This is a genomic window from Streptomyces sp. NPDC086777 (assembly GCF_040702065.1).
In the GTDB taxonomy this organism is placed as follows: domain Bacteria; phylum Actinomycetota; class Actinomycetes; order Streptomycetales; family Streptomycetaceae; genus Streptomyces.
The window spans coordinates 445,243-453,553 of record NZ_JBFBJI010000003.1 but is presented as its reverse complement, the minus strand read 5'-3'; the positions used below and the strand labels follow the sequence as shown (position 1 = coordinate 453,553).

The 8,311-nt window shown below is 73.5% G+C and carries 8 protein-coding genes and 1 CRISPR repeat array; of the genes, 5 read left to right on the top strand and 3 right to left on the bottom strand.

Translation table 11 applies throughout. The features are described from left to right. Window positions 1-65: 65 nt before the first annotated feature. A complete protein-coding gene (locus tag AB0472_RS06950) occupies window positions 66-1,094 on the bottom strand; it encodes an aldo/keto reductase (RefSeq protein ID WP_366354044.1) in 1,029 nt (342 codons plus the stop codon). A gap of 144 nt (window positions 1,095-1,238) precedes the next feature. Between AB0472_RS06950 and AB0472_RS06945 the strand changes: the two genes are divergently transcribed. Further along, window positions 1,239-1,817, top strand: a complete 579-nt coding sequence (locus tag AB0472_RS06945) for a TetR/AcrR family transcriptional regulator (protein WP_366354042.1) — start codon at window positions 1,239-1,241, stop codon at window positions 1,815-1,817. A 50-nt stretch (window positions 1,818-1,867) separates the two neighbouring features. Next, a CRISPR array of direct repeats spans window positions 1,868-2,075; the repeat unit is 24 nt; unit sequence CCGGCGTCCACTCCGGGCTCCCAC. A 63-nt stretch (window positions 2,076-2,138) separates the two neighbouring features. Here the strand turns inward: AB0472_RS06945 and AB0472_RS06940 are convergent. Further along, window positions 2,139-3,374, bottom strand: coding sequence for an NAD(P)/FAD-dependent oxidoreductase (locus tag AB0472_RS06940; protein ID WP_366354041.1), 1,236 nt, complete (start codon window positions 3,372-3,374; stop codon window positions 2,139-2,141). A 101-nt stretch (window positions 3,375-3,475) separates the two neighbouring features. Here AB0472_RS06940 and AB0472_RS06935 point away from each other — a divergent pair, with 101 nt between their 5' ends. From AB0472_RS06935 to AB0472_RS06925, 3 genes are all read left to right on the top strand, one after another. After that, window positions 3,476-4,249, top strand: coding sequence for a TetR family transcriptional regulator (locus AB0472_RS06935; RefSeq protein ID WP_366354039.1), 774 nt, complete (start codon window positions 3,476-3,478; stop codon window positions 4,247-4,249). A 29-nt stretch (window positions 4,250-4,278) separates the two neighbouring features. After that, window positions 4,279-5,154, top strand: coding sequence for a PhzF family phenazine biosynthesis isomerase (locus tag AB0472_RS06930; RefSeq protein ID WP_366354037.1), 876 nt, complete (start codon window positions 4,279-4,281; stop codon window positions 5,152-5,154). 227 nt (window positions 5,155-5,381) lie between these two features. Beyond that, window positions 5,382-5,990, top strand: a complete 609-nt coding sequence (locus AB0472_RS06925; RefSeq protein ID WP_366354080.1) for a TOPRIM nucleotidyl transferase/hydrolase domain-containing protein — start codon at window positions 5,382-5,384, stop codon at window positions 5,988-5,990. Between the two features lie 37 nt (window positions 5,991-6,027). Here the strand turns inward: AB0472_RS06925 and AB0472_RS06920 are convergent, their stop codons facing one another. Next, a complete protein-coding gene (locus tag AB0472_RS06920) occupies window positions 6,028-6,885 on the bottom strand; it encodes an LLM class F420-dependent oxidoreductase (RefSeq protein ID WP_366354035.1) in 858 nt (285 codons plus the stop codon). A gap of 191 nt (window positions 6,886-7,076) precedes the next feature. On the opposite strand from AB0472_RS06920, the gene AB0472_RS06915 reads away from it, so the two are divergent. After that, the gene (locus AB0472_RS06915) at window positions 7,077-8,249 is read left to right on the top strand and encodes a right-handed parallel beta-helix repeat-containing protein (protein ID WP_366354033.1); all 1,173 of its coding nucleotides are present in this window, start codon (window positions 7,077-7,079) and stop codon (window positions 8,247-8,249) included. Window positions 8,250-8,311 lie beyond the last annotated feature (62 nt).

Here is an 8,311-nt window from a genome sequence, read left to right as displayed (position 1 = left end):
CCCGGGAGACCGGCGGCAACCCCGAGGGGTCCGCGGGTCCCGCGGACCCCTCGGCCCCTCGGCGCTCAGGCCACTCGGCGGCGGCGCAGGGCCGGGTCGAGGAGGGCGGGCGGGGTGTCGTACTTCTCGTGTGCGGCCAGGTCGGTACCGGGGGCGACGATCGCGTCCACCGCGTCCAGGACGTCCGCGGAGAGCACGGTGTCGGCGGCGGCGAGCTGGGAGCGCAGATGGTCCCCTGTGCGCGGGCCTATGAGGGCGCTGGTGACGGCGGGATGTGCGGTCACGAAGCCGAGGGCGAGCTGGATCAGGGTCAGCCCGGCGTCGTCGGCGACGGCGGCGAGCCGCTCCACGGCGTCGAGCCGGGCCTGGTTGGCAGGCAGGGCCAGGTCGAAGCGGTCGGGCAGCACCGTGGCGCGGCTGGTGGTGACGGGCCGGCCCCTGCGCACGGCACCGGACAGCCAGCCGGAGGCCAGCGGGCTCCACACCAGCACGCCCATCCCGTACTCCTCGGTCACAGGCAGGACATGGGACTCGACGCCCCGCTGGAGGAGGGAGTAGCTGGGCTGTTCGGTGACGAACCGGCTCAGGCCGTGCTCACGCGCGGCCCACTGGCCCTGCACGATCCGGTACGCCGGGTAGGTCGAGGAGCCGAAGTGGCGGATCTTCCCGGCACGTTGCAGATCGGTCAGCGCCGACAGGGTCTCCTCGTCACTCGTGGCCGGGTCCCAGCGGTGTATCTGGTAGAGGTCGACGTGGTCGACGCCGAGCCGCCGCAGGCTGTCCTCCAGCGCGGTGACCACCCACCGCCGTGACCCGCCCCGGTGATTGCGCTCGTCCCCCATCGGCATGCCGGCCTTCGTCGCCAGCACGATGTCGTCACGGCGGCCCGCGATCGCCTTGCCGACCATCTCCTCCGACTCGCCCTGCCCGTACATGTCGGCGGTGTCGATCAGATTGATCCCGGCGTCCAGGGCGGCGTCGACGATCGCTGTCGCCTCCTCCTGGGTGGTCCGCCCGATCGCCCCGAAGTTCATCGCGCCGAGCCCGAGTGCGCTGACCTGCACACCGGTACGGCCCAAAGTGCGGTACTGCATGGCTGTTCTCCTCACCCGACACAAACGGGACGCCGTCCCGTTTCACGTTCACGACGATACGGAACACTGTCCCGTTTCGCAACGCCCCGATAGAGTGACGCCCGACGGAGCACCCGTCGAAGGACGCCCGACGAAGGACGCGCGATGAAGGACGAGGAGCAGACGGTCCGGCCCCGGCGGGCGGACGCCCGGCGCAACGAGACGACCCTGCTGGAGGCGGCCGCGGCGGCGTTCGTCGCGGCCGGCGTCGAGGCGCCGGTGCGCGACATCGCGGCCCGTGCGGGCGTCGGCACGGCGACGATCTACCGGCACTTCCCGACCCGCGCCGACCTGATCATCGCCGTCTACCGGCACCAGGTGGAGGCCTGCGCCGAGGCGGGCCCGGCGCTGCTGGCCAACACCCCGAGCCCGTACGAGGCACTGCGCCGCTGGATCGACCTCTTCGTGGACTTCCTGGTCACCAAGCACGGTCTCGCCGCGGCCCTGCGCGCCGACCAGACGGGTTTCGACGCCCTCCACACCTACTTCCTGGACAGCCTGGTCCCCGTCTGCACCCGGCTCCTCGACGCGGCGGCCGAGTCCGGCGAGATCCACACCGACCTGGCCGCCTTCGAGCTGATGCGCGGCGTCGGCAACCTCTGCATCGGCGCGGAGAGCGACCCCGGCTACGACGCCCGCCGCCTGGTCGGCGTTCTGGTGACGGGACTGCGCCACCCGGCGTGACGCGCCGCACCGCTCACGCGGTCCGCCCGGCTACGACACCTGCCAAGACCCCGCCGTCTGCTCCAGGCTCCCGCGTCTGCTCCGTTTCCGGACCCGGCGTCCACTCCGGGCTCCCACATCTGCTCCAGTTCCAGACCCGGCTCCGGCTCCGGCGTCCACTCCGGGCTCCCACGTCTGCTCCGGCTCCGGCTCCGGCGTCCACTCCGGGCTCCCACGTCTGCTCCGGCTCCGGCTCCGGCGTCCACTCCGGGCTCCCACGTCTGCTCGGGCTCCGGCTCCGGCTCCGGCTCCGGCTCCGGCGTCAAGGTGCTCTGCTCAGACTCAGGCTCCGGCGTCTGCCCCAGCCCCGGCCCCGGTCCCGGTGAACATCGCGATCAGCCCGTGCGGGGAGTCGTCGCCGAACATGCGCTCGTGGAGGTCGGCCGCATCGGCGGCCTCCGCGGCGCTGCGGGGGAACATGGCCTGCTCGTAGGCGGTGAGCGCGGCCTCGGTGTCGTCCGGGTGGGCCGCGAGGGCCCTGCCGAGTTCGGCGCCGTCGTACATCGCCAGGTTGGCGCCCTCCCCGTTCGGGATCATGAGATGGGCGGCGTCGCCGACCAGGGTCGCCCCGGGCACCCGGTCCCAGCGGTGCCCGGCGGGCAGGGTGTACAGGGGACGGAGGACCGGCGGGGTCTCCCCGTCGGTGATCAGCGCGGTGAGCTCGGGGGCCCAGCCGTCGAACTCCGCCGCGACGCGCGCGGCGGCCCCGGCGGCGCCGGCGGGACCCACGGGACCGCCGAGACCGACAGGACCGACAGGACCGGCAGGACCGGCAAAATCGGCAGGACCGTTCGGCCCCGTGAAGCCGGCGGCGGCGAACCACTCCTGGGACCGGCGCAGCGCCACGTAGGTGTGCAGGGTCCCGCCGGTCTCCCGATGGGCCTGGATCCCCTTTCCCGGCGCGAGCGCGAACATCGCCCCGCCGCCGACCGCCCTCGCCGCCGCCGGGTGCCGGGTGTCGGCGTCGTACAGACAGGTCTCGACGAACGAGGTCCCGGTGTACGCGGGTACGGCCGCGGACAGCAGCGGCCGCACCCGTGACCACGCGCCGTCCGCGCCGACCAGCAGGTCCGTGGCGACGGCGGTGCCGTCGGCGAACGTCACCTCGTGACGGCCCCCGCCGAGGGCACGGACGGCGCCGACCTTGTGACCCCAGCGGACGGTGCCGGGCGGCAGCGATTCGAGCAGGATCCGGCGCAGCTCGCCACGGAGCACCTCGGGGCGGCCCCCCGTGCCGTCGTCGTCCTCTTCGAGGAGCACGGTGCCGTCGGCGGCGAGGGCCCGGGTCGCCTCGCGCCCCGGCAGGACGAGGGCGCGGAACTCCTCGTACAGGCCCGCCTCCCGGAGCGCCGGCTGGCCGTTGTGCTCGTGGATGTCGAGCATCCCGCCCTGTGCGCGCGCCGCCGGAGAGGCCTCCGCCTCGTAGACGGTGGCCGGGATGCCGTGGACGTGCAGGACACGGGCGAGCGTGAGGCCGCCGAGTCCGGCTCCGACGATCGTGACGGGCGTGCGACGCATGGTGACTCCTCGATAGTGGGCCGGAACAGTCTGGAACGGTATTCCAGACTGGAATGACGTTCCATGTTGGAACGGCGCTCCAGGCATGTCAAGATGACCCCATGGCAACGCGGACACGCCGGTCACAGCGGCGCACGGACGCGCTCTCCCGCGAGCGCATCGTCGAGGCCGCCGTCGAGCTGCTCGACGCGGCCGGTGAGAGCGGGCTGACGTTCCGGGCGCTGACCGAACGCCTGGCCACCGGCCCCGGGGCGATCTACTGGCACGTGGCGAACAAGGACGAGCTGCTCGCCGCCGCCACGGACGCGGTCGTCGCCGCCGCAGTGGCCGTCGGGCCCGCCGCCGAGGCCCCGCGGTCGCCGTCGCGGGGGGCGGGGGCCCCGGCCTCGCCGCAGGACGGGATCCGGGCCGTCGCGCTCGGGCTGTTCGACGCGATCGCGCGGCATCCGTGGCTCGCGACGCAGCTCGCCACGCAGTTCTCCCGCAGCCCGTGGGGGACGGTCACGCCGCGGATCTTCGAGAGCATCGGCCGGCGGGTCGGCGCCCTCGACGTGCCCGAGAGCAGCTGGTTCACGGTGACCTCCGCACTGGTGCACTACGTCCTGGGCGCCGCCGGGCAGAACGCCGTGAACGGCGCGATCGGCCGGGCCCTTCCGGCCGGCGTGGACCGCGCCGGGTTCATCGACTCCGTGTCGACGGCGTGGGAGGAACTCGACCCCGCCGAGTACCCGTTCACCAGGGCCGTCGCGGGCCAGCTGCGCGGCCACGACGACCGCGAGCAGTTCCTCGACGGCATCGATCTCGTCCTCGCCGGCATCACCGCCACCCACCACCCCCGGCAGGACCGCCCGGACCCCGCGCGCGGGGCGGAATAGCCGCCGGTCCGGCCCGTGTTGCCGCGACCATGACGACGAACGCGCCCCGGCCCGAGATCCTGCGCTACACCGCCTTCTCCAGCTCCCCCGAGGGCGGCAACCCCGCCGGCGTCGTGCTGGACGCCTCCGGTCTGGACGACGCCGGGATGCTCGCCGTCGCCGCCGAACTCGGCTACTCGGAGTCGGCGTTCCTGACCGCGCCCCCGGCGGGGCTCGACGACGGGAACGGACGGGCGTACACCATCCGCTACTTCAGCCCCCGGGCCGAGGTGCCGTTCTGCGGGCACGCCACCGTCGCGACCGCCGTCGCGCTCGCCGAGCGGACCGGGCCCGGGGAGCTGGTGTTCGCCACCCGCGCAGGTACCGTGCCGGTGGCGGTGACCGAGGAGGGCGGAACGGTCCGGGCCACGCTCACCAGCGTCGTCCCGCACACCGAGGAGATCGCCGGCGCCGACCTCGCGGAGGCACTGGCCGCGCTCGACTGGCCGGCCGCCGATCTCGACCCGGCCTTCCCGCCCCGCATCGCGTTCGCCGGCGCCCGCCATCTCGTGCTCGCGGCGGCGACCCGCGCCCGGCTCGCGGACCTCGCCTACGACTTCGAGCGGCTCGAAGCGCTGATGCACCGCCTGGACCTGACCACCGTGCAGTTGGTGTGGCGGGAGTCGGCCACCGTCTTCCACGTCCGTGACCCGTTCCCCGTCGGCGGGGTCGTCGAGGACCCGGCGACCGGCGCCGCGGCCGCCGCGTTCGGGGCCTACGCCCGTGAGCTCGGCCTGGTCCCCGAGGACGCCGTGCTCACCCTCCACCAGGGCGAGGACCTGGGCCGTCCCGGCGAACTCACGGTCACCCTGCGCGCGGGCGACCCGCGCGTGCACGTCGGCGGCACCGGGGCCCGCATCGGCTGAGCGGACCCCCGGCCCCCGGCCCCGCCTCCGGCGCCCCGGATATTCCATGGCACCGCCACCGGACCCGGGCGGAGACTCGTCCCATGACGGATCCCAGGACGGATACGGATACGGCGGCTATGGCGGATACAGCGCATACGGCGCATACGGCGGACTCGGCCGACCCCGCCAACTCGGCGGACGCCGTACCCGGGGCGGACCCGGCGCACCCGCCCCGCCCGGCCGGCATGGCGGCCTTCCGGGAGGCCGTCGGCGCCTGGGACCGCGGCGGTCCCGAGGAGGCAGCGCGGGAACTCGCCGGCCGGCTCGGCGTCCGTGTCGCCGTGCTGCTCGAAGGGCCCAGCGACCTCGCGGCGGTCGAGGCGCTGGCCGCCCGGCGCGGCCGGGACCTGGCGGCCGAAGGGGTCTGCGCGCTGCCGATGGGCGGGGCGATGAACGCGGGCCGTTTCGCCCGCCTCCTCGGACCGCCCGGCCTCGGCCTGCGCCTGACCGGGCTCTGCGACGAACGCGAACTCCCCTACTACACCCGCGGCCTGGCGCGGGCCGGCGCTGCACCGCACGGCGTCTTCGTCTGCGCGGCCGACCTGGAGGACGAGCTGATCCGCGCCCTCGGCCCGCCGCGCGTCGCCGAACTCGCCCGCGCGCAGGGCGACCACCGCGCCCTGCGCACCTTCCTGAACCAGCCTGCCCAGCAGGGCCGCACCGCACAGCAGCAGTTGCGCCGCTTCCTCGGTACGACGTCGGGCCGCAAGATCCGCTACGGCCGGATCCTCGTCGAGGCGCTGCCCCCCGACCGGGTACCCGCGCCGCTCGACGCCCTGTTCACCGCGGTCTGAGCACCCCGGCCGCTGCCTGCTCGCCGCGCGCCCCGGCCTACTCGCCCGCGGGCCGCAACGCCACAGCCGCCAGCGCCCGGTACCCGGGCAGCGGGTCGGCGCCGTCGGCGTGCAGCAACTGCACCGCCACGTGGTCGGCGCCCGCGTCCAGATGCGCCCGGACGCCCCGCGCCACCCGCTCCGGGCCGCCGTGCACGACGAGCGCGTCGAAGAGGCGGTCGCTGCCGCCGTCCGCGAAGTCGGTGTCGTCGAAGCCGAGGCGGCGCAGGTTGCCGACGTAGTTGGTCAGGCCCAGGTAGAAGCCGAGCGTGGCGTCGCCGATCGCGCGGGCCCTGGCGGGGTCCGTCTCCAGGACCACCTTCTGTTCGGGCGCGAGGAGCGGTCCGGCGCCGAGGAGTTCGCGGGCCCTGCGGGTGTGCTCGGGGGTGACCAGGTAGGGGTGGGCGGCCGCCGTGCGGTCGCCGGCCAGCCGCAGGACACGGGGTCCGAGGGCCGCCAGTGCCCGCCGGGCGACCGGGACACCGCCCGCGTCGAGGACGTCCAGGTAGGCGTTGAGGGCCTCGTACGGCCGTACGAACTCCTTCGTGGCCTCCGGGTGGCCGGCGCCGATGCCCAGCAGGAAGCGGTCCGGGTGGCGTTCGGCGATGCGCCGGTACGCGCGGGCGACGCGGTCGGCCGGGTTGGACCAGATGTTCACGATGCCGGTGGCCACCACCAGGCGCTCCGTGGCGTCCAGCAGGCGTTCGGCTTCGGCCAGGTCCGGGTCGGTCACGTTGCCCAGCCAGAGGGTGCCGTAGCCCAGGCCCTCCAGCGCGACGGCCAGTTCGGGTTCGGTCCTGTCGTGGCGCCACACACCGACGGCGCCGAGGTCGATCTTGCGCGGGGTCTTGTCCATGTCCCGGACAACCGGGCGGGCGGGAACCCGTATTCCGATCACCGTCGAAATATCACCCGAACGACCCCACAGGATCACACTCATGAACTGGTTTTACATACATGACTCTTGACGCACCCTCAACACCCTCCTAGCTTCGCAGAGAAAGCGCTTTCCGCAAGGTCCCGCACGGAGACGAACGGAGATGAACGATGCACGTGAGACCAGTCATCGCGGCCGCCGGCCTGCTCGCCGGCACGCTCGTCGCACTGTCCGGCGGCCCCGCCCAAGCCGCGTCCACGGTGCTGTACGTGTCGCCGAGCGGCACCGACAGCGCGGCCGGCACCCAGTCGGCGCCGACCACGCTCACCTCGGCGATCGGCCGCATCGCGTCCGGCGGCACCATCTACCTGCGCGGTGGGACGTACGCCTACTCCACCACCGTGACCGTCCCGGCCGGCGCCAACGGCACCTCCGGCGCGCTCACCACCCTCTCCGCCTACCCGGGCGAGACTCCGGTGCTCGACTTCGCGGCGCAGAGCGAGAGTTCGTCGAACCGGGGCGTCCAGCTCTTCGCCGACTACTGGCACCTGTACGGCCTCACGGTCGAGCACGCCGGTGACAACGGCATCTACGTGGGCGGCAGCCACAACGTCGTCGAGCGTGTCGTGACCGCGTACAACCGCGACACGGGACTCCAGCTCGGCCGGATCTCCTCCGGCACGCCCAGCAGCCAGTGGCCTGCGGACAACCTGGTCGTCAGCTCCGAGTCGCACGACAACGCCGACAGCGACGGCGAGGACGCCGACGGCTTCGCGGCCAAGCTGACCACCGGCACCGGGAACGTCTTCCGGTACGACGTCTCGCACCACAACATCGACGACGGCTGGGACCTGTACACCAAGACCGACACGGGAGCCATCGGGCCGGTCACCATCGAGTACTCGCTCTCCTACGGCAACGGCACGCTCAGCGACGGCAGCCAGAGCGGGGACGGCGACCGCAACGGCTACAAGCTCGGCGGCGACGACATCGCCGTGAACCACGTGGTGCGGCACGACATCGCCTACGGCAACGGCCACCACGGGTTCACCTACAACAGCAACCCCGGCACGATCACCGTCTCGAACAACGTCGGCATCGACAACGCCGAGCGCAACTACTCGTTCGACAAGGGTACTTCGGTGTTCCGCAGCGACACCTCCTGCCGGTTCGCCGTCGACGGCTCCAACGACAAGACCATCGGCGACGCCGACAGCTCCAACCAGTTCTGGACCGGCACCAACGGCTCCCGCTGCGCCTCCTACGCGGGCGCGCTCGGCTGGTCCCTCGCCTCGTCCGGCAAGCTGAACGTCACCTTCGGCGGCACGGTCGTCAACCCCTAGCGTCACGGCACACGGTGCGGCCCGGGTGTCCACAGGGTGTGGACGCCCGGGCCGGACCGGCG